The organism is Citrobacter youngae, assembly GCF_003818115.1.
In the GTDB taxonomy this organism is placed as follows: Bacteria; Pseudomonadota; Gammaproteobacteria; order Enterobacterales; family Enterobacteriaceae; genus Citrobacter; species Citrobacter youngae.
In genome coordinates this window covers 183,977-208,791 of the sequence record NZ_RPOI01000023.1, presented here as the reverse complement: position 1 = coordinate 208,791, position 24,815 = coordinate 183,977, and the positions used below count along the sequence as shown (strand labels likewise).

The 24,815-nt window shown below is 53.1% G+C and carries 21 protein-coding genes; 14 read left to right on the top strand and 7 right to left on the bottom strand.

The window, feature by feature from the left end:
• Positions 1-160 precede the first annotated feature (160 nt).
• Both xylB and xylA read right to left on the bottom strand, forming a co-directional pair.
• A complete protein-coding gene (gene xylB, locus EHN13_RS19520) occupies positions 161-1,615 on the bottom strand; it encodes a xylulokinase (RefSeq protein WP_124021934.1) in 1,455 nt (484 codons plus the stop codon).
• A 72-nt stretch (positions 1,616-1,687) separates the two neighbouring features.
• Positions 1,688-3,010: a xylose isomerase gene (xylA, locus tag EHN13_RS19515; protein WP_048213670.1), complete on the bottom strand. Its 1,323-nt coding sequence runs from the start codon at positions 3,008-3,010 to the stop codon at positions 1,688-1,690.
• Between the two features lie 359 nt (positions 3,011-3,369).
• Between xylA and xylR the strand changes: the two genes are divergently transcribed.
• Positions 3,370-4,548 carry a D-xylose utilization transcriptional activator XylR gene (gene xylR, locus EHN13_RS19505; protein WP_048213671.1) on the top strand — a complete coding sequence of 393 codons (1,179 nt, stop codon included), beginning with the start codon at positions 3,370-3,372 and terminating at the stop codon, positions 4,546-4,548.
• 90 nt (positions 4,549-4,638) lie between these two features.
• On the opposite strand, the gene EHN13_RS19500 is transcribed toward xylR, so the two are convergent.
• Positions 4,639-5,463, bottom strand: a complete 825-nt coding sequence (locus EHN13_RS19500) for a protein bax (RefSeq protein ID WP_061066797.1) — start codon at positions 5,461-5,463, stop codon at positions 4,639-4,641.
• Positions 5,464-5,779: 316 nt separating this feature from the next.
• Here EHN13_RS19500 and malS point away from each other — a divergent pair, with 316 nt between their 5' ends.
• Together malS and avtA are read left to right on the top strand one after the other, a co-directional pair.
• A complete protein-coding gene (malS, locus tag EHN13_RS19495; protein ID WP_124021933.1) occupies positions 5,780-7,810 on the top strand; it encodes an alpha-amylase in 2,031 nt (676 codons plus the stop codon).
• 176 nt (positions 7,811-7,986) lie between these two features.
• Positions 7,987-9,237 carry a valine--pyruvate transaminase gene (gene avtA, locus EHN13_RS19490; protein ID WP_124021932.1) on the top strand — a complete coding sequence of 417 codons (1,251 nt, stop codon included), beginning with the start codon at positions 7,987-7,989 and terminating at the stop codon, positions 9,235-9,237.
• 34 nt (positions 9,238-9,271) lie between these two features.
• Here avtA and EHN13_RS19485 read toward each other — a convergent pair whose 3' ends face one another.
• Both EHN13_RS19485 and yiaJ read right to left on the bottom strand, forming a co-directional pair.
• On the bottom strand, positions 9,272-9,745 hold the full coding sequence (locus EHN13_RS19485) for a 4Fe-4S dicluster domain-containing protein (protein ID WP_124021931.1): 474 nt from the start codon (positions 9,743-9,745) through the stop codon (positions 9,272-9,274).
• 117 nt (positions 9,746-9,862) lie between these two features.
• Positions 9,863-10,678 (bottom strand): IclR family transcriptional regulator YiaJ, encoded by an 816-nt coding sequence (yiaJ, locus tag EHN13_RS19480; protein WP_003024237.1) that lies wholly within the window; start codon positions 10,676-10,678, stop codon positions 9,863-9,865.
• A 217-nt stretch (positions 10,679-10,895) separates the two neighbouring features.
• Here yiaJ and yiaK point away from each other — a divergent pair, with 217 nt between their 5' ends.
• The 8 genes from yiaK to araD all read left to right on the top strand — a co-directional run bounded on the left by yiaK (position 10,896) and on the right by araD (position 18,472).
• Positions 10,896-11,894, top strand: a complete 999-nt coding sequence (yiaK, locus tag EHN13_RS19475) for a 3-dehydro-L-gulonate 2-dehydrogenase (protein WP_124021930.1) — start codon at positions 10,896-10,898, stop codon at positions 11,892-11,894.
• Between the two features lie 11 nt (positions 11,895-11,905).
• Positions 11,906-12,370, top strand: coding sequence for a YhcH/YjgK/YiaL family protein (locus EHN13_RS19470; RefSeq protein WP_124021929.1), 465 nt, complete (start codon positions 11,906-11,908; stop codon positions 12,368-12,370).
• 13 nt (positions 12,371-12,383) lie between these two features.
• A complete protein-coding gene (locus EHN13_RS19465) occupies positions 12,384-13,316 on the top strand; it encodes a DUF4862 family protein (RefSeq protein WP_124021928.1) in 933 nt (310 codons plus the stop codon).
• 31 nt (positions 13,317-13,347) lie between these two features.
• Complete coding sequence (locus EHN13_RS19460) at positions 13,348-14,667, top strand: MFS transporter (RefSeq protein ID WP_005120509.1); 1,320 nt, start codon at positions 13,348-13,350, stop codon at positions 14,665-14,667.
• A 98-nt stretch (positions 14,668-14,765) separates the two neighbouring features.
• A complete protein-coding gene (locus EHN13_RS19455; RefSeq protein ID WP_124021927.1) occupies positions 14,766-16,268 on the top strand; it encodes an FGGY-family carbohydrate kinase in 1,503 nt (500 codons plus the stop codon).
• A complete protein-coding gene (gene ulaD / locus EHN13_RS19450; RefSeq protein ID WP_124021944.1) occupies positions 16,268-16,930 on the top strand; it encodes a 3-keto-L-gulonate-6-phosphate decarboxylase UlaD in 663 nt (220 codons plus the stop codon). The genes EHN13_RS19455 and ulaD overlap by 1 nt, the downstream gene beginning before the upstream one ends.
• On the top strand, positions 16,923-17,783 hold the full coding sequence (locus tag EHN13_RS19445; RefSeq protein WP_124021926.1) for an L-ribulose-5-phosphate 3-epimerase: 861 nt from the start codon (positions 16,923-16,925) through the stop codon (positions 17,781-17,783). Before ulaD ends, EHN13_RS19445 begins: the two co-directional genes overlap by 8 nt.
• Entirely contained in the window at positions 17,777-18,472 is a 696-nt protein-coding gene (gene araD / locus EHN13_RS19440) for an L-ribulose-5-phosphate 4-epimerase (protein ID WP_061066807.1), read from the top strand. The genes EHN13_RS19445 and araD overlap by 7 nt, the downstream gene beginning before the upstream one ends.
• A 4-nt stretch (positions 18,473-18,476) precedes the next feature.
• Here the strand turns inward: araD and EHN13_RS19435 are convergent, their stop codons facing one another.
• Positions 18,477-19,292, bottom strand: a complete 816-nt coding sequence (locus EHN13_RS19435) for a helix-turn-helix domain-containing protein (protein ID WP_124021925.1) — start codon at positions 19,290-19,292, stop codon at positions 18,477-18,479.
• A gap of 251 nt (positions 19,293-19,543) precedes the next feature.
• Here EHN13_RS19435 and EHN13_RS19430 point away from each other — a divergent pair, with 251 nt between their 5' ends.
• Positions 19,544-20,944 carry an MFS transporter gene (locus EHN13_RS19430; RefSeq protein WP_124021924.1) on the top strand — a complete coding sequence of 467 codons (1,401 nt, stop codon included), beginning with the start codon at positions 19,544-19,546 and terminating at the stop codon, positions 20,942-20,944.
• A gap of 10 nt (positions 20,945-20,954) precedes the next feature.
• Complete coding sequence (locus EHN13_RS19425; protein ID WP_124021923.1) at positions 20,955-22,910, top strand: glycoside hydrolase family 127 protein; 1,956 nt, start codon at positions 20,955-20,957, stop codon at positions 22,908-22,910.
• A 92-nt stretch (positions 22,911-23,002) separates the two neighbouring features.
• On the opposite strand, the gene EHN13_RS19420 is transcribed toward EHN13_RS19425, so the two are convergent.
• Positions 23,003-23,743 carry a MipA/OmpV family protein gene (locus EHN13_RS19420; RefSeq protein WP_061066811.1) on the bottom strand — a complete coding sequence of 247 codons (741 nt, stop codon included), beginning with the start codon at positions 23,741-23,743 and terminating at the stop codon, positions 23,003-23,005.
• A 121-nt stretch (positions 23,744-23,864) separates the two neighbouring features.
• On the opposite strand from EHN13_RS19420, the gene EHN13_RS19415 reads away from it, so the two are divergent.
• A complete protein-coding gene (locus EHN13_RS19415) occupies positions 23,865-24,809 on the top strand; it encodes a LysR family transcriptional regulator (protein WP_048213686.1) in 945 nt (314 codons plus the stop codon).
• Positions 24,810-24,815 lie beyond the last annotated feature (6 nt).

Below are 24,815 nucleotides of genomic sequence, written 5' to 3'. Positions count from 1 at the left end.
TCCTTATCCATCATGGATACAATATGAATAACCCGCTAAAGACAACACAGAAAAATGCCACTACGCCGGACTTTCAGAATAAATTCATGCACGCCAATTATTTATTAGATTGAAATATATATTTGATAAATCCCCTCTGTTTACCAGAGGGGATTTAGGGTCAGGACATCAGTGGTTGTAATTGCTGATAGATTCGGCGGAAGGTTTCTCGACGCTGTTGGTAAAGAGCATGACGCCCGGCGTCAGGATAATGCGCCTGCTCCAGCGTAAGCTGAGGCAACAGGTCAGATAATGGCCGTTGCGGATTGATGGCAATTTGCGCCAGGCGCGCCGCACCGAGTGCAGGGCCAACATCACCGCCGGTACGGTAATCCAGTTGCAATCCGCTGATGTCAGACAGCATTTGACGCCAGTATTCACTGCGCGCCCCACCGCCAATCAGTGTAATGCTGGCGGGCTGCACGCCACAGGCATGTACCACATCCATACCATCGGCTAAGGCAAATCCCACACCTTCCAGTACCGCTCGCGCCAGTTCTGCCGGACCATGCTGATGCGTCAGACCAAAAAAGACACCCTTCGCTTGCGGGTTGTTGTGCGGCGTACGTTCACCTGAGAGATAGGGTAAAAACCAGACCGGTTCAGCCTGCTCATTTGCCTGCTGTGCGGCATCAATCAGCGCAGGTACACTTGCCATCCCGGTTAGTTTTGCCGCCCAGTCCAGGCAGGATGCCGCACTTAGCATCACGGACATCAGGTGCCACCGTTCAGGTAGAGCATGGCAAAAGCTATGGACTGCGCTTTCCGGTTTGCTGAGAAAACCGTCGCTGACCGCAAAATAGACCCCGGAAGTCCCCAGCGAGAGCATAGCCTGACCGGCATTCATCATGCCGACGCCAACCGCCCCCGCCGCGTTATCACCGCCACCCGCCACTACGGGAATCTCTGACATGCCCCAGGATTGCGCGACACCAGGCAACAGCGTTCCAGTAATCGCACTGCCCTCGTACAAGGTCGGCATATGTGCGCGAGTCAGTTGACACGCAGACAACATGACGTCACTCCAGTCACGTTTCGCGACATCCAGCCACATCGTACCTGCGGCATCCGACATATCGCTGGCAAACTCTCCGGTCATACGCAGACGCAGGTAATCTTTCGGCAGCAGAACTTTATCAACCCGGCTGAAAATGTCCGGTTCATGGCGCTGCACCCACAGCAATTTAGGGGCGGTAAAGCCAGGCATCATCAGGTTGCCGGTGATGGCACGCGATTGCGGAACCCGCTCCTCAAGCATGACGCACTCTTCAGCACAGCGACCATCGTTCCACAGGATTGCCGGACGCAGAACCTTCTGTTGCTCATCCAGTAGCGTCGCACCGTGCATCTGTCCGGCAATCCCCAGCGCTTTCACCTCGCGAAGCGAATGCTGCTGGCCCAACGTTTTCACAGCCCGATCCGCCGCCAGCCACCACTGTTCAGGATCCTGCTCCGACCATAACGGATGCGGGCGCGAGACGGTCAGTTTCTCCGTGTGCGAGGCCACCACATCGCCCTGCTCGTTGAGCAGAATGGCCTTTACGCCTGATGTACCAAGATCTATCCCGATATACATAGGGTATCGTTCCTTAAAGAAAGGCCCGGTAGCGAATCGCTATCCGGGCTTACGGACGTACTCAGCAGTCCGTTATTTGTCGAACAAATAATGGTTTACCAGATTTTCCAGCAATTCCTGATGACCGCTCTGGTGCACCGGTGCCAGGTTATGTTGTTCAGCGTACTGCGCAATTTCCGTCAGCGTCATCTGACCTTTCAGAATTTGCTGGCCCAGCTCACCATTCCAACCGGCATAACGTTTTGCCACGCGCTGATCCAGGCCACCGTCTTCAATCATACGAGCCGCAATTTTCAGCGACAGCGCCATGGTATCCATCGCACCAATATGACCATAGAACAGATCGTATTTATCAGTACTCTGACGACGGACTTTGGCATCAAAGTTCAGGCCACCAGTGGTAAAACCGCCCGCTTTCAGGATTTCGTACATGACCAGCGCATTCTCTTCTACGCTGTTCGGGAACTGGTCAGTGTCCCAGCCCAGTTGCGCGTCGCCACGGTTCGCATCGACGGAACCAAATAGCCCCAGAGCAATCGCCGTAGCGATTTCGTGGTGGAACGAATGGCCTGCCAGCGTGGCATGGTTTGCTTCAATATTCAGTTTGATCTCTTTTTCCAGACCGAACTGCTTCAGGAATCCGTAAACAGTCGCGGCATCGTAGTCATACTGATGTTTAGTGGGTTCTTGCGGCTTCGGTTCGATCAGTAAGGTGCCCTGAAAACCTGTTTTGTGTTTATGCTCGACCACCAGTTGCATAAAGCGGCCAATCTGCTCACGTTCCTGACGCAGGTCGGTATTAAGCAGCGTTTCATAACCTTCACGGCCGCCCCACAGGACGTAGTTTTCGCCACCTAACTTATGTGTGGCATCCATGGCAGTCACGACCTGCGTAGCCGCCCAGCTGAAGACTTCCGGATCCGGGTTAGTCGCCGCACCTGCGCCATAACGTGGGTTGGTAAAGCAGTTTGCCGTACCCCACAGCAGTTTCACGCCGCTCTGTTCCTGTTTTGCCGCCAGCACATCCACCATCTGGGCAAAGTTATTTTTATACTCTTTCAGTGACGCGCCTTCAGGCGAGACGTCAACATCATGGAAGCAGTAGTAAGGCACATTCAGCTTATGGAAAAACTCAAATGCCACATCCGCTTTACGTTTTGCCAGCGCCAATGCTTCACCCGGCTGTTGCCACGGACGGTCGAATGCCCCCATACCGAACATATCCGCGCCGTTCCAGCAGAAAGTGTGCCAGTAGCAGGCGGCAAAGCGCAGATGCTCTTCCATGCGCTTGCCCAGCACGATTTCATCAGGGTTGTAATGGCGAAATGCGAGTGGGTTAGTGGATTTTGTACCTTCAAAACGAACGCGATCGAGTTGGTCAAAATAAGCCTGCATAATAAGCTCCATAATCAGGTAATACGGCAAGTAAACTGCGATACAGTCATACTGGAATTTCCTGATTTATTGCTCAATTACGTTATTTCACACCGCCATTAAGAGAATACCCAAATGTGCGCTGGCTCCCAAAAATGCACACTGAATAAGCAATTAAAAAAGCGATCGCGATCGGCTCTTCATCAATAAACAAAAAACCGTAATACACAGATAAGAAATGACAATTGTCTTCCTGGTCGGGGTGTGTGAATTTTGCGTAGCGTTACGCAAATAAGAAATTTGTAACGCTTCATCAAGTAGTCGCACCTGCGGTTTTGGTAGTATTGACAGGCCACGTTAACCTTTCAGGACAGGCTCTTATGTTTGATAAACGACACCGCATCACCCTATTATTTAATGCTAATAAAGCCTATGACCGTCAGGTGGTAGAGGGCGTAGGTGAATATTTACAGGCATCGCAATCCGAGTGGGATATATTCATTGAGGAAGATTTCCGTGCCCGTATTGATAATATCAAAGACTGGTTAGGCGACGGTGTTATTGCTGATTATGACGATGATGACATTGCGCAATTACTTGCCGATGTCGATGTTCCGATCATCGGCGTTGGGGGTTCCTACCATCTTGAAAGCGATTATCCCCCCGTCCATTACATTGCGACCGATAACCATGCACTGGTGGAAAGCGCTTTTTTGCATCTGAAAGAAAAAGGGGTCAACCGATTCGCATTTTATGGTCTGCCCTCTTCCAGCGGCAAGCGCTGGGCTGCCGAGCGTGAATATGCCTTTTGCCAGTTGGTCGCCAAAGAGAAATACCGTGGTGTTGTCTATCAGGGGCTGGAAACCGCACCAGAAAACTGGCAACACGCCCAAAATCGACTGGCGGACTGGCTGCAAACTTTACCCCCGCAAACCGGTATTATCGCCGTGACCGACGCGCGTGCGCGGCATGTTCTGCAGGCCTGCGAGCATTTGCATATTCCGGTGCCGGAAAAACTGTGTGTTATTGGGATCGATAACGAAGAACTCACCCGTTACCTGTCCCGCGTCGCACTGTCATCCGTTGCTCAGGGCGCGCGACAAATGGGCTATCAGGCAGCAAAACTTCTGCACCGCTTACTGGCGAATGAAGAACTGCCGCTGCAACGTATTCTGGTGCCTCCGGTACGCGTCGTGAATCGTCGTTCAACCGACTATCGCTCACTGACCGATCCCGCTGTCATTCAGGCAATGCACTTTATCCGCAACCATGCCTGTAAAGGCATCAAAGTCGAGCAAGTGCTGGATGCAGTAGGGATTTCACGTTCGAATCTCGAGAAGCGCTTTAAAGACGAGGTCGGGGAAACCATCCACGCCGTGATTCATGCCGAAAAACTGGAAAAAGCGCGTAGCCTGTTGATCTCCACGACGCTCGCGATAAACGAAATTTCACAAATGTGCGGCTACCCGTCGTTGCAGTATTTCTATTCCGTTTTCAAGAAAGAATACGACACGACACCAAAAGAGTACCGTGACATGAACAGTGAGGTGTTGCTGTAGGGGGAATTGTGCCGGATGACGGTTTCGCCTTATCCGGCCTGCAGAGCGGCTCACAGGCCTGATAAGCGTCGTGCCATCAGGCCTATGGAATTACATATGCGCGGCGATTAAACGCTGGTTATCCTGGTACATCGCGAACAGATAGTTATTGTAACTCTGTCCTTTGGTGGAGTACCCCTTCAGCTTATGGATCATCGCGGTCGCTGTCACTTCCTGATCGGCTTTACGCAACTGCGCGCGCGATTTACGGAAGGAAGAGTATGCCGGATGCGTGTTCAGGTTAATGACATAGGCATTCACCGACTCTTTTACCGATTCAAACTGTGAGTAGCCTTTCACCTTACCGGGTGCATTGTTGCAGCGGCCTTTGACACATTTCATGCCAAACAGGTTGTTATTGCTACGCGCCAGTTTCGATGTGCCCCAACCGCTTTCAGCCGCAGCCATAGTCGCCACCATACTGGTAGGAATGATGTCTACGCGTTCAAGCAGCGTATTCCATGGAATTTTACGCGTGTTGCCAGACCAGCTCACCTTGTAGCGTTTCGCGATGTCTTTCATACGCGTACGCTCAGTCGGTGACCAGCGATTCTGGTACTGCTTTGAGATCAGCCAGTTACGGTCCGCCGTAATGGCAGCATTTTGACTGGTAATATAAGGCATAACCGTCCGGAGAAACGCTTTTTTCCTTGGTGTTCCGGAAGGGTATTTTCGCAAATCAGGAAGTGAACTACTCTTTGCACTATTGCGAGAATACTCTTGTTTACTGCTTACCTGTGTATTACTTGCCTTGATTACCTGGGGCTTATGACTCGTTGTCGCCGTGTGTGTCTTTGCCAGCACCTCACCCGAAAATGCAATGGTGAGTAACATAAGAATCATTGCCCCATATCGTCGAATGGGAGTCAATATCATTAGGTCTCCTGGTCGGATTTAAACATTCCAACACCTTATATTTTTCACAAAAATGAGAGATGAATCTCAAATCATATCAAAAATAGCCGTCAAGAGCACCCAAAGGAATAGTCCAATTCTGAAACTATGTCACGTACAAACCGTTCCGGGTGCGGTTAATTCGAAGAAAATGTGGAGGTTATCGCAAAATTAGGTCGTTTTTTGCGCGTGATCGCTCACCCTCATCTCTCATCCGGGCGGAATCGACGCTAAGGATGAGTTTCCGCTCTGATTTCACTGGCAAACTGGCGTAAATCGCAGCATCAAGGACAGCATTATGAAACTTGCCGCCGTTGCGCTGGCGCTGATACCCGGCATTGCCATCGCCTCATCATGGACTTCTCCAGAACTTCCCACCTTCGAAGCGGAAGGTACGGGTAAATTCGTCAGCCATGCAGCGTTGACGAAGGGTACTCGCCCTTTAATCCTGAATTTTGACCAACAGTGCTGGCAGCCTGCTGATGCGATAAAACTCAACCAGATGCTGTCGCTAAAACCGTGTGAAGGCGTGCCGCCGCAGTGGCGTTTATTCAAAGACGGCGATTACACGCTGGAAGTCGACACCCGCTCCGGCACGCCGACCCTGATGCTCTCAGTCAAAAACGCCGCAGAGCCCGCCACCGTCCAGATTCGCCAGTGTCCAAAATGGGATGGTTCGCCGTTAACACTGGACGTGAGCCAGACTTTCCCGGAAGGCGCCGTGGTGCGCGATTTCTACAGTCAGCAAACGGCAACGGTGAAAAACGGGTCGATTACCTTACAGCCCGCCGCAACCAGTAACGGGCTATTGCTGCTGGAACGGGCAGAAACCGATGCCCCCGCAGCCTTCGACTGGCATAACGCCACGGTATATTTCGTCCTGACGGACCGCTTTGTGAATGGTGATCCGAGCAACGACCACAGCTACGGACGTCGCAACGACGGCATGCAGGAAATTGGCACTTTCCACGGTGGCGATTTGCGCGGACTCACCAGTAAACTCGACTACCTGCAACAGTTGGGCGTCAACGCCTTGTGGATCAGCGCACCGTTTGAGCAAATTCACGGTTGGGTCGGCGGTGGCACCAAAGGCGATTTTCCCCACTACGCTTACCACGGCTACTACACCCAGGACTGGACAACGATTGATGCCAACATGGGTAACGAAGTGGATCTGCGTGCGCTGGTAGATGGCGCACACCAGCGCGGTATCCGTGTCCTGTTTGATGTGGTGATGAACCATACCGGCTACGCCACGTTGGCGGATATGCAGGAGTATCAGTTTGGGGCGCTGTACTTATCGGGCGATGAGCTGAAAAAAACGCTCGGTGAACGCTGGACGGACTGGAAACCCGCTGCCGGGCAGAGCTGGCACAGTTTTAATGATTACATCAATTTCAGTGATAAAGCCGGCTGGGAAAAATGGTGGGGGAAAAACTGGATCCGCACCGATATTGGCGATTACGACAATCCTGGCTTTGATGACCTGACCATGTCGCTGGCGTTCCTGCCCGATCTGAAAACCGAATCCACCACACCTTCCGGACTGCCAAACTTTTATCAGCACAAGCCGGATACGCACGCCAAAGCCATTGCTGGTTACACGCCCCGGGATTATCTGACGCACTGGCTCAGTCAGTGGGTACGTGATTACGGGATTGACGGTTTTCGGGTCGATACCGCCAAACACGTCGAGCTTCCCGCCTGGCAGCAGCTAAAAACACAGGCCAGCGCGGCGTTAGTCGAATGGAAGAAAGCCAACCCGGATAAAGCGCTGGATGATAAACCCTTCTGGATGACCGGCGAAGCCTGGGGTCACGGCGTCATGCAAAGCGATTATTACCATCACGGCTTCGACGCGATGATCAATTTCGACTATCAGGAGCAGGCGGCAAAGGCCGTCGATTGTCTGGCAAATATGGATCTCACCTGGCAGCAGATGGCGGATAAACTGCAGGACTTCAACGTCCTGAGCTATCTCTCCTCGCACGATACGCGTTTGTTCCGCGAAGGTGGAGATAAAGCCGCCGAGCTATTGCTGCTGGCGCCGGGCGCGGTACAACTCTTTTATGGCGACGAGTCGGCACGACCTTTCGGCCCAACCGGCTCAGATCCGTTACAGGGTACACGCTCGCAGATGAACTGGCAGGACGTTAGCGGGAAATCTGCCGCCAGCGTCGCGCACTGGCAGCGCATCAGCCAGTTCAGGGCCAGACATCCCGCCATTGGTGCCGGTAAACAGACCACGCTGACATTGAAGCAGGGATACGGATTTATCCGCGAACATGGCGACGATAAAGCCATGGTGGTGTGGGCCGGTCAACCCTGATCCCAACAGGCTTCTCATGCTCAACGGCACGGGAAGCCAGATTCAATATAAAAAACTATCCAGAAAAAAATCTGCAGCACAAAACATCAATTCTGCTCCATGGGCCTGATTTGCACCCCGCCATAGGTAGCGCTATGGTTAGCCACTTTAATACTGAGTTCGACAGATCACCTGCTATGACATTCTCACTTTTTGGCAACAAATTTACCCGCCATTCAGGCATCACACGCCTGATGGAGGACCTCAACGACGGCTTACGCACCCCAGGCGCTATCATGCTCGGTGGCGGTAATCCGGCGCAAATACCAGAGATGCAAAATTACTTTCAGTCTCTGCTGGCAGAAATGCTGGAAAACGGCAAAGCCACTGATGCGCTTTGTAATTATGACGGTCCACAAGGTAAAACCGAGCTACTGTCTGAGCTGGCGAAATTACTACGTGAGAAGCTGGGCTGGGATATCGAACCACAAAATATTGCACTGACAAATGGCAGTCAGAGCGCGTTTTTCTACTTATTCAACCTCTTCGCCGGACGTCGCGCCGATGGAACCACCCGAAAAGTGTTGTTCCCGTTGGCCCCGGAATATATTGGCTATGCCGATTCCGGCCTGGAAGAAGATCTCTTTGTCTCAGCACGCCCAAACATCGAACTGTTACCGGAAGGTCAGTTTAAGTATCACGTTGATTTTGAACACCTGCACATCGGTGAAGAGACGGGCATGATCTGCGTATCACGTCCGACCAACCCAACAGGCAACGTGATCACCGATGAAGAGCTGATGAAGCTGGATCGGCTGGCCAACCAGCATGGGATCCCGTTGGTGATTGATAATGCCTATGGCGTACCGTTCCCCGGCATCATCTTTAGCGAAGCGCGTCCGCTGTGGAACCCCAACATTGTGCTGTGCATGAGCCTTTCCAAGCTGGGGCTGCCGGGCTCCCGCTGCGGCATCATTATTGCGAATGAAAAAATCATCACCGCCATCACCAATATGAACGGCATTATCAGCCTTGCACCTGGCGGAATGGGTCCGGCAATCATGTGCGAAATGATTAAGCGCAACGACCTGCTGCGTCTGTCTGAGACGGTGATCAAACCGTTTTACTATCAGCGCGTTCAGGAGACGATTGCGATTATTCGCCGCTACTTGTCAGAAGAGCGCTGCCTGATCCATAAACCAGAGGGCGCGATTTTCCTGTGGCTGTGGTTCAAAGATTTGCCCATCACGACTGAACTGCTGTATCAGCGCCTGAAAGCACGTGGTGTGCTGATGGTTCCCGGTGATTACTTCTTCCCAGGGCTGGATAAACCCTGGCCGCATACGCATCAGTGCATGCGGATGAATTACGTACCGGAACCGGAAAAAATCGAGGCTGGCGTGAAGATTCTGGCTGAAGAGATCGAACGCGCCTGGCTGGAAGGCTAACGCAAACCCGACCATAGTGCGGGTCGGGCTCACTTCACAGCGGTTGTGAACGCAGACGCTGTCGCTGAATACTGACGGCATCTATACACTGCAACGCGCTGGTCGGGCAGGCTTCGACACACGCGGGTCCCGCCTCACGGTGCCAGCACAGATCGCATTTTATCGCCTGCACCCGAGACGAGCGGGCGACGACATTCATCGCCCCAAACGGGCAGGCCAGCATACAGCTTTTACAGCCAATGCAACGCGACTGTTCAACGAAGATATGCTCATGTTCACGACGAATGGCGTGCGTTGGGCAAACATTCGCGCAGGGAGCATCTTCGCATTGATGACAAGCGACCGCCGTCGTAAAGGCGTCATCTTTGATCACGCGGATCCGCGGAGTAAACGCAGCAGAAGAAACAGACGCGCAGTCCTGGTTTTGCTGATGCGCGACGACACAGGCCACTTCGCAGGTACGACACCCAATACATTTTTCCGCATCCGCCATAATAAACGCGTTCATTGTCCCCTCCCTCTGCGTGAAAACCACAGAGTGCCAGAGAGGTTGCCCCTGTCGCTTTGATCGGACAGGGGAAACGGTTAAATTTTGTCAGGTGACTGAACGACGTCAGGCATGCGCCTAATCTCGAACGGTAAAACCCAGCTCATTTGAAATCGCCTGCGCGGTTTCCCGTAGTGGCTTGAGTAGATTTTTTTCCCCTATCTGCTTAAGTCGCGAGGTAGAGAGTGAAATTGACACCGCGTACGGCACCCGACCATGAATATCAAACACCGGCACGGCGATGCAGGAAACACCCAGCTCGTTCTCTTCCCGATCCATCGCCATACTGCTTTCGCGAATCTGCGCCAACTCATCGTACATGGCCGGTAAACCAGTAATCGTATTGCGGGTCAGCGGCTGAATAAGATCCTGATGGCTCTCCCAGTAGGCTTCCACATAATCCGCATGCCCAAACGCCATGTAAATTTTACCCATCGCGGAGCAATACAGCGGCATATGTTGGCCGATATAAGCGCGGGTACGCAGCATGCCCGTCGTCGGTTCCAGCTTATAAATCAAAATCGCATGGTCGTCTTCACGACTGGAGAAGTTGATGGTTTCACCGGTGGCGATATTCAGCGCTTCAAGGTGCGGCGCAGCAACATGGATGATGTTCAGTGACGACAACGCCTTCTGACCCACGGCAATAAATTTGGTGGTCAGGCGATAACTCCCTGCCGCGGGCGCGGGGGTGACATATCCGCAGGATTGCAGCCCTTGCAGCAGTCGATGCACGGTACTTTTGTTCAGCCCTGCCAGTTCAGACAAATGCGCCAACGGGCAACCATTCGGATAGTTGCTCAAAATCTCAATCAACATCAAACCACGGAACAGGCTCTGACTTCCGGCTGGCCGCTCTTTGTCTTGCGTCATCTCACTCTCTTTTGTGCCCATCGTTTCCGCTCCCCTTTTCGTCGCGCTCTGATGGTAGCGCAAAGTGTGTTTCAGTTCACGATCTGAACCGAAAAAACACAACCATTTGATTTTCATGATTTTAAAAAACAGGGTGCCCCGTTGATCTGTCAAAATTTGATCGCTATATTTGAAATCAGATTTCGCATAGTGAAATTTAGAGATAAAAAAGCGATCAAATTTAAACAAGGAAACAGGAATGAAAGTCACTTTTGAGCAGTTGAAAGATGCGTTCAATCGGGTACTGCTGGCACGCGGTATCGCCGTTGAAACCGCCGATGCCTGTGCCGAAATGTTTGCCCGTACCACCGAATCCGGAGTGTATTCGCACGGTGTTAACCGTTTTCCCCGTTTCATTCAGCAACTGGATAACGGCGACATCATTCCTGAGGCCAAACCGCAGCGCATTACCAGCCTGGGTGCAATTGAGCAGTGGGATGCCCAGCGTTCGATCGGAAATCTGACGGCGAAAAAGATGATGGACCGTGCCATCGAACTGGCCTCCGATCACGGTATTGGCCTGGTCGCACTGCGTAACGCCAACCACTGGATGCGCGGCGGCAGCTATGGCTGGCAGGCGGCGGAGAAAGGTTACATCGGTATCTGCTGGACTAACTCGATTGCCGTCATGCCGCCGTGGGGTTCGAAAGAGTGCCGCATTGGCACTAACCCGTTGATCGTCGCGATCCCCTCATCGCCAATCACCATGGTCGATATGTCGATGTCGATGTTCTCCTACGGCATGCTGGAAGTTAACCGTCTGGCGGGCCGTGAACTGCCGGTGGACGGCGGGTTCGACGATGAAGGTAACCTCACCAGAGAACCTGGCGTTATCGAGAAAAATCGCCGTATTTTGCCAATGGGTTACTGGAAAGGTTCAGGTCTGTCGATTGTGCTGGATATGATTGCCACCCTGCTTTCAGACGGTTCTTCCGTGGCCGAAGTCACCCAGGACAACAGCGATGAATATGGCGTTTCACAGATTTTCATCGCCATTGAAGTAGATAAGCTGATCGACGGCGCCACCCGCGACGCCAAACTGCAGCGCATTATGGATTTCATCACCACCGCTGAACGCGCCGATGAAAACACGCCTGTCCGCCTGCCGGGCCACGAGTTTACCAAGCTGCTGGAAGAAAACCGCCGCAACGGTATCACCGTTGATGACAGCGTCTGGGCCAAAATTCAGGCGTTGTAAGGAGTCAGAGTATGATCTTTGGACATATCGCTCAGCCTAACCCGTGTCGTTTACCCGCGGCGATTGAAAGAGCGCTCGACTTTCTGCGCAGCACAGACTTTAGCAATCTGGAACCGGGTGTGGTGGAAATCGACGGTAAAAATATCTTCGCGCAGGTTATCGATTTAACCACGCGTGATGTTGCCGAAAATCGCCCGGAAGTGCATCGCCGCTACCTGGATATTCAGTTTCTGGCCTGGGGCGAAGAAAAAATCGGTATCGCGATTGATACCGGGAATAACCCAATCAGCGAATCGTTATTAGAACAGCGCGATATTATTTTTTATCACGCCAGCGAACATGAATCGTTCATTGAAATGATTCCGGGAAGCTACGCCATATTTTTCCCGCAGGATGTTCACCGCCCTGCATGTCATAAAACTGTCGCCACGCCGATCCGCAAAATAGTCGTGAAGGTCGCTATTTCAGTTTTATAAAAAGGAGCACAACATGAGCGTTAATAATGCCGGTTATATTATCGGTGCGTACCCCTGTGCACCCTCATTTCACCAAAAGAGTGAAGAGGAAGAGAAGGAATTCTGGCGACAGCTTGCCGATACCCCGGATATTCGCGGACTGGAGCAACCTTGCCTTGAACATCTTCACCCGTTAGGCGACGAATGGTTATTGCGCCATACGCCGGGCGACTGGCAAATCGTGGTCACCGCCATTATGGAAACCATGCGCCGTCGCGGCGCAAACAGCGCTTTTGGGCTGGCTTCCAGCGACGAAGAACAACGTCAAGCCTGCGTTGCGTATTACCGTCATCTGCAGCAAAAAATCAACCATATCAATGCGACCCACGCCGGAAAAGTGATTGCGCTGGAGCTGCATGCCGCACCCAATGCCAGCAATCCAAATGTTGCGCAGGCCACCGATGCGTTTGCCCGTTCGCTGAAAGAGATTACCTCCTGGGACTGGTCCTGCGATCTGGTGCTGGAACATTGCGATGCCATGACCGGCATTGCGCCGCGCAAAGGCTTTCTGCCGTTAGACAATGTGCTGGAGGTCATTGCCGGGTATGACATCAGCGTGTGCATTAACTGGGCGCGATCGGCCATTGAAGGACAGAACCCCGCCCTGGCGTTGACCCACACGCAGCAGGTCAAACGGGCTGGAAAACTGGGTGCGCTGATGTTCTCCGGTACCACTATCACAGGAGACTACGGTGAGTGGCAGGACTTACACGCCCCGTTTGCCCCATTCTGCCCACAAAGCCTGATGACCACCGACCATGCCCGCGAATTATTCGCCTGCGCAGAAGCCGAACCATTGCAATTTGCCGGTATTAAATTGCTGGAAATAAACGCCAATGCAGATGTGAACCATCGCGTAGCAATATTGCGCGACGGTATCGCGACGTTAAATAAAGCAAAAATATAAAAATAAAATACTACTCTACGAGAATATTAATATGAACATGACCTCTCGCCCTACACTCAAAGATATACCCCGTCAGCGCTGGCTGCGGATTATTCCACCTATTCTCATCGCCTGTATTATTTCTTATATGGACCGCGTCAATATCGCCTTCGCGATGCCGGGCGGAATGGATGCCGAATTAGGTATTTCCGCCACCATGGCAGGACTGGCTGGCGGTATTTTCTTTATCGGTTATCTGTTTTTACAAGTTCCCGGCGGAAAAATTGCCGTTCACGGCAGCGGCAAGAAATTTATTGGCTGGTCGCTGGTTGCCTGGGCGGTTATTTCCGTCCTCACGGGGTTAATCACTAATCAGTACCAACTGCTGGTTCTGCGCTTTTTACTCGGCGTTGCCGAAGGCGGCATGCTGCCGGTGGTGCTGACGATGATCAGTAACTGGTTCCCCGATGCCGAACGCGGTCGCGCCAATGCGATTGTGATTATGTTTGTGCCGATTGCCGGGATCATCACCGCTCCGCTCTCGGGTTGGATTATCACCGTTCTCGACTGGCGCTGGCTGTTCATCATTGAAGGTTTGCTTTCCGTCGTTGTACTGGTGCTGTGGGCCTATACCGTTTACGACCGTCCGCAGGAGGCACGCTGGATCTCTGAGGCCGAGAAAAATTACCTGGTCGAAACGCTGGCCGCCGAGCAAAAAGCCATTGCCGGAACGGAAGTCAAAAATGCCTCTCTGGGCGCGGTGCTTTCCGATAAAACCATGTGGCAGCTCATCGCGCTGAACTTCTTCTATCAGACCGGGATTTACGGTTACACCCTGTGGCTGCCGACCATCCTCAAAGAGTTGACGCACAGCAGCATGGGACAGGTCGGTATGCTCGCCATTCTGCCGTACGTCGGGGCCATTGCCGGGATGTTCCTGTTCTCGTCTCTCTCTGACCGCACCGGCAAACGCAAGCTGTTCGTCTGCCTGCCATTGATTGGCTTTGCTCTGTGCATGTTCCTCTCCGTGGCGCTGAAAAATAACGTCTGGCTGGCTTATGCCGCGCTGGTCGGCTGCGGCTTCTTCCTGCAATCGGCAGCGGGCGTGTTCTGGACCATTCCGGCACGTTTGTTCAGTGCGGAAATGGCCGGGGGCGCACGTGGGGTCATCAACGCGCTGGGCAACCTCGGCGGCTTCTGCGGTCCTTATGCGGTCGGCGTACTCATCACCCTGTACAGCAAAGATGCGGGGGTTTACTGCCTGGCTATCTCACTGGCTCTGGCCGCGCTGATGGCGCTGCTGCTGCCAGCCAAATGCGACGCCGGTGCCGCTCCGCTAAAGACACTGAATCCACATAAACGTACCGCATAAAACGATGCCCGGTGGCGCTGAGCTTACCGGGCTTACAAGCTGTAACCGTCGTAGGCCGGATAAGCGCAGCGCCATCCGGCAAAGCTGAGACATCAAAGATGAGTAAAAAAGAGACCTTCTGGCTGGGTATTGATTGTGGCGGCACGTATCTGAAAGCCGGATTGTATGACGCCAAAGGTCATGAGCAGGGCATTAACCGGCAATCGTTGCAGACCGCATCGCCATTGCCTGGTTACGCCGAACGCGATATGCACCAGCTGTGGCAACAGTGTGTCACCACGATCGCCGGGCTGTTAGCGCGCACCGGCGTCTGCGGCGATCAAATCAAAGGCGTCGGTATTTCCGCTCAGGGCAAAGGCCTGTTCCTCCTCGATAAGCAGGATAAACCGCTGGGCAATGCCATCCTCTCTTCCGACCGCCGGGCGATGGACATCGTCCAGCGCTGGCAGCAGGATGGAATTCCCGAGCAGCTCTACCCGGTTACCCGCCAGACGTTGTGGACCGGGCACCCAGCATCGTTGCTGCGCTGGGTGAAAGAGAATCAACCCCAACGTTACGCGCAAATTGGCTGCGTGATGATGGGCCATGACTATCTGCGCTGGTGCTTAACCGGTGTTAAAGGCTGTGAAGAGAGCAATATCTCCGAGTCGAACCTCTACAACATGACTACGGGTCAGTACGACTCGCGCCTGACCCAGTGGCTGGGCATCAGTGAGATCGACAATGCGCTGCCGCCGATTGTCGGCTCAGCAGAAATGTGCGGGGAAATCACCGCTCAGACAGCCGCCATAACCGGTCTGGCGGCGGGCACGCCCGTCGTCGGCGGACTGTTTGATGTGGTTTCCACCGCACTCTGCGCCGGTATCGAAGATGAACACACCCTCAACGCGGTAATGGGGACCTGGGCGGTCACCAGCGGGATCGCGCACGGCCTGCGCGACCACGAGGCCCATCCCTATGTCTATGGGCGCTATGTCAACGACGGGCAGTACATCGTTCACGAAGCCAGCCCGACCTCTTCCGGCAATCTGGAATGGTTTACCGCCCAGTGGGGCGAACTCTCTTTTGCTGAGATCAATCAGGCTGTTGCCAGCTTACCGAAAGCCGGCAGCGATCTTTTCTTCCTGCCCTTTTTGTACGGCAGCAACGCCGGGCTGGAGATGACCAGCGGCTTTTATGGCATGCAGGCGATACACACTCGCGCCCACTTATTACAGGCCATCTACGAAGGCGTGGTTTTTAGCCACATGACCCACCTCAACCGCATGCGCGAACGTTTTACGCAGGCGCATACCCTGCGCGTCACCGGCGGCCCGGCGCACTCCGACATCTGGATGCAGATGCTGGCAGACGTCAGCGGTTTACGTATCGAATTGCCGCAGATTGAAGAGACCGGTTGCTTTGGCGCTGCGCTCGCCGCCCGCGTCGGCACCGGCGTTTATTCCAACTTCAGCGACGCCCAGCGCAGCCTGGAGCACCCGGTGCGCACACTTTTGCCGGACACCGCCGCGCAGGCGAGCTACCAGCGTAAATACCGCCAATACCTGGATTTAATTACCGCACTACAGGGCTACCACGCCCGCATTAAGGAGCACGAATGATGAGTCGACCATTACTGCAACTGGCGCTCGACCACACCAACCTTGAAGCCGCACAACGCGACGTCGCGCTGCTACAAGAGAGCGTTGATATCGTTGAGGCGGGGACGATTCTCTGCTTAACCGAAGGGCTGAGCGCCGTGAAAGCCCTGCGCGCCCAGTGCCCGAATAAAATCATCGTCGCCGACTGGAAAGTGGCCGATGCGGGCGAAACCCTCGCTCAACAAGCGTTCGGCGCTGGCGCTAACTGGATGACCATCATCTGCGCCGCCCCGCTGGCGACGGTAGAGAAAGGCCATGGCGTCGCGCAGTCCTGCGGCGGCGAAATTCAGATGGAGCTGTTTGGTAACTGGACGCTGGATGATGCCCGCGACTGGTATCGCGTTGGCGTTCGCCAGGCGATTTACCATCGTGGCCGCGATGCGCAGGCCAGCGGACAACAGTGGGGAGAAGCAGACCTGGCGCGCATGAAGGCGCTTTCTGATATTGGTCTGGAACTGTCGATTACCGGTGGGATCACCCCCGCCGATCTGCCGTTGTTCCGCGATATTAACGTCAAAGCTTTTATTGCCGGGCGCGCGCTGGCGGGAGCGCAAAACCCAGCGCAGGTTGCTGGCGAATTCCATGCGCATATCGATGCCATCTGGGGAACACAGCATGCGTAATCATCCATTAGGTATCTATGAAAAAGCGCTGGCGAAAGACCTCTCCTGGCCGGAGCGTCTGGTGCTGACGAAAAGCTGCGGTTTTGATTTCGTCGAAATGTCGGTGGATGAAACCGATGAGCGTCTGTCGCGTCTCGACTGGAGCCCGGCTCAGCGCGCCTCGCTGGTTAGCGCAATGCTGGAAACCAGCGTGGCGATCCCGTCAATGTGCCTGTCAGCCCACCGTCGTTTTCCCTTTGGCAGCCGCGATGAGGCCGTGCGTGAGCGGGCGCGAGAAATAATGAGCAAAGCCATTCGCCTGGCGCGCGATTTAGGCATTCGTACCATTCAACTGGCAGGTTACGACGTCTATTACGAAGAACATGACGCAGGCACGCAGCAGCGCTTTGCCGAAGGACTGGCATGGGCAGTGGAGCAGGCTGCCGCTGCGCAGGTGATGCTGGCGGTAGAAATCATGGATACCGCGTTTATGAACTCGATCAGCAAGTGGAAAAAGTGGGACCAGATGTTGTCCTCGCCGTGGTTCACCGTCTATCCGGACGTGGGCAACCTAAGCGCCTGGGGGAATGATGTCACTGCCGAATTGACGCTGGGCATTGACCGCATCGCTGCTATCCACCTGAAAGATACGCTGCCGGTAACCGAAACCCATCCGGGCCAGTTTCGCGATGTGCCGTTTGGCGAAGGGTGCGTGGACTTTGTTGGCATCTTCAAAACGCTGCATCAGCTGAACTATCGCGGGTCGTTTCTGATTGAAATGTGGACTGAAAAAGCGAAAGAGCCGGTACTGGAAATTATCCAGGCACGGCGCTGGATAGAAGCACGCATGCAGGAAGGAGGATTTCCATGTTAGAACAACTGAAAGCCGAGGTGCTGGCGGCCAATCTGGCGCTCCCGGCACATGGTTTAGTGACCTTTACCTGGGGCAACGTCAGCGCGGTCGATGAAACGCGTAAACTGATGGTGATTAAGCCATCCGGCGTGGAATATGAGGTGATGACCGCCGACGATATGGTGGTGGTGGATATTGCCAGCGGCAACGTGGTGGAAGGCAGTAAAAAACCGTCGTCCGACACGCCAACCCATCTGGCGCTGTATCGTCGTTATCCCCAGATCGGCGGGATCGTCCATACCCATTCTCGCCACGCGACGATCTGGTCGCAGGCGGGTTTGGATCTCCCGGCATGGGGCACCACGCATGCCGATTATTTCTATGGTTCTATTCCGTGTACGCGTCTGATGACCGCTGAAGAGATCAACGGCGAATATGAATATCAAACCGGAGAGGTGATCGTTCAGACCTTCGAGCAGCGCGATCTCAATCCGCTGCAGGTTCCGGCGGTATTGGTGCACTCCCACGGACCATTCGCCTGGGGTAAAGACGCGGCAGACGCGGTGCATAACGCCGTGGTGCTCGAAGAGTGCGCCTACATGGGGTTGTTCTCTCGCCAGTTAGCCCCGCAGTTGCCGGATATGCAGTCTGAGTTGCTGGATAAACATTATCTGCGTAAACACGGAGCGAATGCCTATTACGGGCAATAACGGGTCAGGCGCTATTGATATGTTCTTTGCAATAGCGCCGTTTCCACGCCGCGGGCGTCAGGCTGGTGTGCTTGTGGAATATTTTGCGAAAATAACCCACGTCATTAAAACCACATTTCATTGCCACCTCGGTTAGCGACAGCGAATCGCTGATTAACAGTTTTTCTGCCGCCCTTACCCGCTGACGGTGCAGCGCTTCGGTTAGCGTCAGCCGGAAAGCGCCACGGAAAACGCGCCCCAGATAATCCGCATTGCAATGCAGCTCTTTCGCCAACGTTGAGGCGGAAATCGGCAGGTGAAACTGAGTATGTATAATTTGTTGGGCCTTCCATGCCAGCGCATTCCCGGGGCTGTCGGCGGGTTGCTCGCTGGCAGCCGCAGAGATTTGCTGCAAAATCAGCAGCAGGATCAGTTCCAGCGCGATACTGCGATGTATATTTTCCTGCTCGCGTAAGAACTGGCGAAACAGCGAAATAATATATTGTGGCTCGCTCACCCGGGTATGTTGAGGGATAGCAAGTAACGGTTCCGTTATTGATGCGTCGCTTTCTGCCGTCACCTCAAAATGCAGCCAGTAAAATTTCAAATCAGCCGGAAATTGCCCAACGCCAATATGCAAGCGCTGCGGCCACAGCAGCAAACTTTCCCCAGCATTCACGCAAAAAACCGTATGGTCTTCGCGAATCGTTAATGTCCCTTTTTCAACAAAGATAATCTCCCAGGAGTGCAATTGCCGCGCCGGATGGCTACCCACGCCTCGGGAAATAAATAACCCACCATTTTGCACTTTAATCGGAAGAGACATGGACAATTCGAGCATATATATTCAAATTCCCACTTTTCGTATTATTCAAAATACCTTTATCATTGATTATTAATCATAAAATTACTTTTCACCGGATCGAAATCACATTTTCATTATAAAGTCGGAATTGTCATCTTTTTATACTTTTCCCTTCCCTTGTTGCGCTAAACATTTCGTGCAGAATAAATAACGTACTTTGCAAATTACCACTAAAAAACCCGCAATGTAGCGGGACACTTTCTGAACATCCTCTCCGGGAGTTATTTATGACTTCGGCTCCGATTACGACAAGCGATTTAGCGCATCGTGCGCAAGACGATAAATTATCTCTGCGTGAAAAGATTGGTTATGGATTAGGTGATGCGGGTGGGACGGTCATTACCTGCCTGATCATGAACTTCCTGACATTTTTCTACACCGATGTCTTCGGGTTAACGCCTGCGCTGGTCGGCACATTATTTATTGCTTTGCGTGTATTTGACGCCATTTCCGACCCCATTATGGGCGTGCTGGCCGACCGCACACAAAGCCGTTGGGGGCGCTTTCGCCCGTGGCAACTGTGGGTCGCGGTTCCCATTGGCATCATTGGCGTACTCACTTTTACCGTCCCGGACGCCAGCATGGGCATAAAAATCGCCTGGGCGTTCGGTACCTATCTGCTGCTCTCCGTCGGCTATACCGCCATCAACGTACCGTATTGTGCGCTGATCAACACCATGACGACCCGCCATAACGAGGTGATCGCCTGTCAGTCCTGGCGCTTTGTGTTGTGCGGCGTGGCGGGATTCCTGGTCTCCGTTGGTCTGCCGTGGATGGTGGATGTTCTCGGTCAGGGTAATGCCGCGCAGGGTTATCAGTTTGGCGTGGGCATCCTGTGCACCATCGCGGTGGTGATGTTCCTGTGCTGCTTCTTCTGGGTACGCGAGCGTGTGCCACTGGCAATGATGGGAAAATTTACCCTGCGTGAGCACATTGGCGGGCTGCGCAAAAATGACCAGTTGCTGCTGATGCTGGTGATGTCTTTCCTGCTGATTAACGTCTTCAATATTCGTGGCGGCGGGTACATGTATTTTATTACCTACGTGCTGGAAGGTAGCACCGCTTATACGTCGCTGTTTTTCACCATGGTGACCTTCGCGTCCATCATCGGTTCAGTGATCGTCAGCCCCCTGACCCGTCGCATCGATACCGTCAAACTCTATTACTACACCAACCTGGTACTGGCCGCACTGGCGGTAATGATGTGGTTCCTGCCAACCGGCCCAGTTTATCAGACGCTGTGGCTGGCGGTGATCCTCGGTAATGGCATTATTTTAGGCTTCACGCTGCCGTTGCACTTCTCGCTGATGGCCTTCGCCGACGATTACGGCGAGTGGAAAACCGGCGTGCGTTCCTCCGGCATGAATTTCGCCTTTAACCTGTTTTTCATCAAGCTGGCCTGGGCCTCAAGTGCGGGGATCATCAGCCTGCTGTTTATTTTTGTCGCCTATCAGCCGGGCGCCGGTAATCAAACCGCCAGTTCGCTGCAAGGGATTACTGCGATGGAAACGCTGCTGCCCGCGCTGTTCCACCTGCTGCTGGCGCTATCTGTCCGCATCTGCAAACTCAATAACCCGATGATGTCGCGTATTTCCACCGATCTGCGTCAGCGTCATGTACAGCCTTAAGGAGCACGAAATGAACGTACTGGAAGTCGACCTGCATAAGCTCACCGTCAGCGATCCGTTCCTCGGACAATATCAGCAGTTGGTGCGTGACGTGGTGATCCCCTATCAATGGGATGCGCTCAATGACCGCATTGCAGAGGCGGAACCCAGCCATGCGATAGAGAATTTCCGTATCGCCGCAGGTCTGCAGGATGGCGAGTTTTACGGGATGGTTTTTCAGGATAGCGACGTGGCGAAATGGCTGGAGGCCGTTGCCTGGTCCCTGTGCCAGAAACCCGATGCGGAACTTGAAAAAACAGCCGATGACGTCATTGAACTGGTGGCGGCTGCGCAGTGTGAAGATGGCTATCTCAATACTTACTTCACAGTGAAAGCACCGGATGAACGCTGGACCAACCTCGCCGAGTGTCATGAGCTGTACTGCGCCGGTCATTTAATTGAAGCGGGCGTCGCGTTCTTCCAGGCGACGGGAAAACGCCGTTTGTTAGAGGTGGTGTGTCGCCTGGCGGATCACATCGACAGCGTGTTTGGACTCGGGGAGAATCAACTGCGCGGCTACCCCGGACACCCGGAAATCGAGCTGGCGTTAATGCGCTTATACGAAGTGACCCAGCAACCTCGCTATATGGCGCTGGTAAATTACTTTGTGGAACAGCGCGGCGCACAGCCCCATTTCTATGACGAAGAGTACGAAAAGCGCGGCCAAACCTCTTACTGGCATACTTACGGTCCGGCATGGATGGTGAAGGATAAACCCTATAGCCAGGCTCATCAGCCCATTTCAGAACAGCAAACGGCGATCGGGCATGCGGTGCGCTTTGTCTATCTGATGACCGGCGTCGCTCATCTGGCACGCTTAAGCCAGGACGAAGGCAAGCGTCAGGATTGCCTGCGTCTGTGGAAAAACATGGCCCAGCGCCAGTTGTACATTACCGGCGGGATCGGTTCACAAAGCAGCGGCGAGGCGTTTAGCAGCGATTACGATCTGCCCAACGACTCCGTGTATGCGGAAAGCTGCGCCTCAATCGGCCTGATGATGTTCGCCCGCAGAATGCTGGAAATGGAAGCCGACAGCCAGTATGCCGACGTGATGGAGCGCGCCCTGTATAATACCGTATTGGGCGGGATGGCGCTCGATGGCAAGCACTTCTTCTATGTGAACCCGCTGGAAGTACATCCTAAATCATTAAAATTCAATCATATTTATGACCACGTGAAACCCGTTCGTCAGCGCTGGTTTGGCTGCGCCTGTTGCCCGCCGAATATCGCTCGCGTGTTAACCTCAATTGGCCACTACATCTATACACCGCGTCAGGACGCGCTGTATATCAATATGTACGTGGGCAATAGCATGGAGGTCCCTGTTGTAAACGGCTCGCTTAAACTGCGTATTAGCGGAGATTACCCATGGCATGAGCAGGTAAAAATCGCCATCGAATCACCGCAGTCGGTTTATCACACCCTGGCTCTGCGCCTGCCAGACTGGTGCTCCGCGCCGCAGGTTTTGCTGAATGGTCAGCCGGTTGAGCAGGATATTCGCAAAGGCTACTTGCACATCAGCCGGACCTGGCAGGAAGGCGATACGCTCAGTCTGACCCTGCCGATGCCGGTGCGCCGGGTGTACGGAAATCCACTGGTGCGCCATGTGGCAGGGAAGGTCGCTATTCAACGTGGGCCGCTGGTGTATTGCCTGGAGCAGGCCGACAACGGCGAGGAGTTGCATAACTTGTGGCTACCAAAAGAGAGTGAGTTCAGAGTATTCGAGGGTAAGGGGCTGTTCAGCCATAAGATGTTAATTCAGGCTGAAGGTGTGAAGCAAAGTCGCGCCGACGCGACGCAGCAATCCTTGTGGCACTATGATGTTTCACCGGCTTCGCGTCAGGCGCATACCCTGACGTTTATTCCGTGGTTTAGCTGGGCGAACCGTGGTGAAGGCGAAATGCGTATCTGGGTAAATGAGCGGTAAGTGAAAACGTGCCGGATGGCGACGCTTCACGTCTTATCCGGCCTGCAATACTGAAAAAATTGCCCTCCTCCATGAGGACAAACGGGTGAGAATCAGAAGCGCCAGCTCACCCCTGACAGGAAAGTGAAGCTGTCATCGCGATCGACCATCGGGCTATTTTTAATATCATCCGGCAACACGCTATAGTTAGCGCTGGCCAACAGCGTCAGGTTGCTGGTCAATGCATATTTAGCGGACAAGCCAACATACGGTGTCCAGCTATCGCCAGGGGAATAACTTGATAACCCGCTACGGCGGGATTCATTGCCAGAGATGCCGTAATAATATTGGTTAAAGTTTTCGTCATAGTAGAGCACGCCAACAGCCGGGGTCAGCGTCAGCTTGCCCATCGGCATTTGGCGGAACAGAGACGCTTCTCCTACCCAACCGTTGCTGTTGTCCAGCACATCTGCCGCCGCGGAGACTTTCACGCTGCCCCATTTTTCATGGTGATACCATGCTGCACCCGCCATCGCGGTAGCGTCACGCTTATCCAGCTTTTTCATCGCCTGGTCGTCGTTATCACCTGGATCAAACTCAAGCGGCATATATGAGGCAGTAATGCTAAATTCATTGCTTTCGTTTTTTGAAAGAATATAACCTAACGTTGTTTGCCTAAAATAAAATGATTCACTTTCATAACTGACAAGCGGTACTGCGTGAACATTATCATTATATCCACGATAAGGAGATTCATTATATACAGCGCCACCGCCAATAGAAAATTCTGCGGCTGTCGCACTCGCCATAAAAGAAAAGGCAAATAGTGCCACAATATTGCGTTTAATTAACATGCCAACATTCCATTTTAAAATAAGCTACAAAGCGCGTGCATAATAATGCTTACAATTTCATCGGTGCAACATCCATATTTATATAGTAATATATAAAAAATTATATATATCGGGCTTGGCGATGAATAAATTACAACTTAAACACCGGGAACTGAAGATTATTTCGGTAATCGCTGCCAGTGAAAACATCAGCCACGCAGCGACCATCCTCGGCATTGCACAAGCCAACGTCAGTAAGTATCTTGCTGATTTTGAATCAAAGGTTGGATTAAAGGTGTTTGACCGCACCACCCGACAGTTGACCCTCACGCCGTTTGGTACTGCGCTGCTCCCTTACATCAATGACATGCTAGACCGAAACGATCAGTTGAATAATTTCATTGCTGATTATAAGCACGAAAAACGCGGCCGGGTAACGGTATATGCGCCAACCGGGATTATTGCTTACCTGTCGCAACATGTTATCGCAAAAATTCAGAATATCGGCGACATTAGCCTCTCACTGAAAACATGTAATCTTGAACGGAAAGCATTTTATGAAGGCGTCGACTTTCCTGATGATTGTGATGTTTTAATCACCTATGCGCATCCCAAAGACGAATCATTGGTCGCCAGTTTTATTACTAAATATGCAGTAACGGCCTTTGCCAGCCCGGAATATATTAGCACTCATCCTATAAGCGGCCCTGAAGATCTTGAACAGCACTCTTGTATTCTGATTGATTCCATGATGATCGACGATGCCAATATTTGGCGATTTACCTCCACCGGTGGCAAAGAGATGCACGACTACCGCGTGACGGGAAATTACGTCTGCGACAACACACAGTCTGCACTGGCGCTGGCTCGAAACCATCTGGGCATTGTTTTTGCGCCGAATACGAGCGTGCAAAAGGATGTTCAGGTCGGGTTGCTGGTCCCGTGTTTTTCTGAACAACATGAATGGTGGCTGGATCTGGTAGCGATTTTCCGCAAGCGTGAGTATCAGCCCTGGCGGGTGCAGTATATTCTTGATGAGATGTTGGCTGAGATTCGCCGGCAGCTTACTCAGTCGCTGGAGCAGTAGACTGAG

Excerpts from the sequence above, each read along its gene's own strand:
- EHN13_RS19455 (WP_124021927.1), top strand. The coding sequence starts at position 14,766 with ATGAGTAAAAAAGAGACCTTCTGGCTGGGTATTGATTGTGGCGGCACG.
- EHN13_RS19445 (WP_124021926.1), top strand. The coding sequence starts at position 16,923 with ATGCGTAATCATCCATTAGGTATCTATGAAAAAGCGCTGGCGAAAGAC.
- yiaK (WP_124021930.1), top strand. The coding sequence starts at position 10,896 with ATGAAAGTCACTTTTGAGCAGTTGAAAGATGCGTTCAATCGGGTACTG.
- EHN13_RS19435 (WP_124021925.1), bottom strand. The coding sequence starts at position 19,292 with ATGCTCGAATTGTCCATGTCTCTTCCGATTAAAGTGCAAAATGGTGGG.
- xylA (WP_048213670.1), bottom strand. The coding sequence starts at position 3,010 with ATGCAGGCTTATTTTGACCAACTCGATCGCGTTCGTTTTGAAGGTACA.
- EHN13_RS19470 (WP_124021929.1), top strand. The coding sequence starts at position 11,906 with ATGATCTTTGGACATATCGCTCAGCCTAACCCGTGTCGTTTACCCGCG.
- ulaD (WP_124021944.1), top strand. The coding sequence starts at position 16,268 with ATGAGTCGACCATTACTGCAACTGGCGCTCGACCACACCAACCTTGAA.
- yiaJ (WP_003024237.1), bottom strand. The coding sequence starts at position 10,678 with ATGGGCACAAAAGAGAGTGAGATGACGCAAGACAAAGAGCGGCCAGCC.
- xylR (WP_048213671.1), top strand. The coding sequence starts at position 3,370 with ATGTTTGATAAACGACACCGCATCACCCTATTATTTAATGCTAATAAA.
- malS (WP_124021933.1), top strand. The coding sequence starts at position 5,780 with ATGAAACTTGCCGCCGTTGCGCTGGCGCTGATACCCGGCATTGCCATC.
- EHN13_RS19500 (WP_061066797.1), bottom strand. The coding sequence starts at position 5,463 with ATGATATTGACTCCCATTCGACGATATGGGGCAATGATTCTTATGTTA.
- EHN13_RS19415 (WP_048213686.1), top strand. The coding sequence starts at position 23,865 with ATGAATAAATTACAACTTAAACACCGGGAACTGAAGATTATTTCGGTA.
- EHN13_RS19465 (WP_124021928.1), top strand. The coding sequence starts at position 12,384 with ATGAGCGTTAATAATGCCGGTTATATTATCGGTGCGTACCCCTGTGCA.
- EHN13_RS19430 (WP_124021924.1), top strand. The coding sequence starts at position 19,544 with ATGACTTCGGCTCCGATTACGACAAGCGATTTAGCGCATCGTGCGCAA.
- araD (WP_061066807.1), top strand. The coding sequence starts at position 17,777 with ATGTTAGAACAACTGAAAGCCGAGGTGCTGGCGGCCAATCTGGCGCTC.
- avtA (WP_124021932.1), top strand. The coding sequence starts at position 7,987 with ATGACATTCTCACTTTTTGGCAACAAATTTACCCGCCATTCAGGCATC.
- EHN13_RS19420 (WP_061066811.1), bottom strand. The coding sequence starts at position 23,743 with ATGTTAATTAAACGCAATATTGTGGCACTATTTGCCTTTTCTTTTATG.
- xylB (WP_124021934.1), bottom strand. The coding sequence starts at position 1,615 with ATGTATATCGGGATAGATCTTGGTACATCAGGCGTAAAGGCCATTCTG.
- EHN13_RS19460 (WP_005120509.1), top strand. The coding sequence starts at position 13,348 with ATGAACATGACCTCTCGCCCTACACTCAAAGATATACCCCGTCAGCGC.
- EHN13_RS19425 (WP_124021923.1), top strand. The coding sequence starts at position 20,955 with ATGAACGTACTGGAAGTCGACCTGCATAAGCTCACCGTCAGCGATCCG.
- EHN13_RS19485 (WP_124021931.1), bottom strand. The coding sequence starts at position 9,745 with ATGAACGCGTTTATTATGGCGGATGCGGAAAAATGTATTGGGTGTCGT.